At 57.5% G+C, this 1,433-nt stretch carries 1 rRNA gene; it reads left to right on the forward strand.

Annotated elements, in window-relative coordinates:
• A 23S ribosomal RNA gene (locus AB0I18_RS52070) occupies nucleotides 1-1,433 on the forward strand; the annotation flags it as partial.

Consider the following 1,433-nt stretch of genomic DNA (forward strand, 5'->3'; position numbering starts at 1 on the left):
GTCGTGACTGCGTGCCTTTTGAAGAATGAGCCTGCGAGTTTGCGGTGTGTTGCGAGGTTAACCCGTGTGGGGAAGCCGTAGCGAAAGCGAGTCCGAATAGGGCGATATAGTAGCGCGCTCAAGACCCGAAGCGGAGTGATCTAGCCATGGGCAGGTTGAAGCGGCTGTAAGAGGTCGTGGAGGACCGAACCCACCAGGGTTGAAAACCTGGGGGATGACCTGTGGTTAGGGGTGAAAGGCCAATCAAACTCCGTGATAGCTGGTTCTCCCCGAAATGCATTTAGGTGCAGCGTCGTGTGTTTCTTGCCGGAGGTAGAGCACTGGATAGGCGATGGGCCCTACCGGGTTACTGACCTTAGCCAAACTCCGAATGCCGGTAAGTGAGAGCACGGCAGTGAGACTGTGGGGGATAAGCTCCATGGTCGAGAGGGAAACAGCCCAGAGCATCGACTAAGGCCCCTAAGCGTACGCTAAGTGGGAAAGGATGTGGAGTCGCACAGACAACCAGGAGGTTGGCTTAGAAGCAGCCACCCTTGAAAGAGTGCGTAATAGCTCACTGGTCTAGTGATTCCGCGCCGACAATGTAGCGGGGCTCAAGCGTACCGCCGAAGTCGTGTCATTCCAGCATATAGGGCCAACGCCCGCTGGGATGGGTAGGGGAGCGTCGTGTGCCGGGTGAAGCCGCCGCGTAAGCGAGTGGTGGACGGTTCACGAGTGAGAATGCAGGCATGAGTAGCGATACACACGTGAGAAACGTGTGCGCCGATTGACTAAGGGTTCCTGGGTCAAGCTGATCTGCCCAGGGTAAGTCGGGACCTAAGGCGAGGCCGACAGGCGTAGTCGATGGATAACCGGTTGATATTCCGGTACCCGCTGTGAAGCGTCAAACATCGAGCCCATTAATGCTAAGACCGTGAAGCCGTTCCGGACCCTTCGGGGAAAGGAAAGTGGTGGAGCCGTCGGCCCAAGGTGGTAGTAGGTGAGTGATGGGGTGACGCAGGAAGGTAGTCCAGCCCGGGCGGTGGTTGTCCCGGGGTAAGGGTGTAGGGCGCTGTCCAGGTAAATCCGGACAGCTTGTGCCTGAGACCTGATGCCGAGCCGATTGTGGTGAAGTGGATGATCCTATGCTGTCGAGAAAAGCCTCTAGCGAGTTTCATGGCGGCCCGTACCCTAAACCGACTCAGGTGGTCAGGTAGAGAATACCGAGGCGTTCGGGTGAACTATGGTTAAGGAACTCGGCAAAATGCCCCCGTAACTTCGGGAGAAGGGGGGCCATCACCGGTGAGAGGACATGCTCCTTGAGCTGGGGGTGGCCGCAGAGACCAGCGAGAAGCGACTGTTTACTAAAAACACAGGTCCGTGCGAAGCCGTAAGGCGATGTATACGGACTGACGCCTGCCCGGTGCTGGAACGTTAAGGGGACCGGTTAGTGC

Source organism: Streptomyces sp. NPDC050704 (genome assembly GCF_040654355.1).
Classification (GTDB): domain Bacteria; phylum Actinomycetota; class Actinomycetes; order Streptomycetales; family Streptomycetaceae; genus Streptomyces.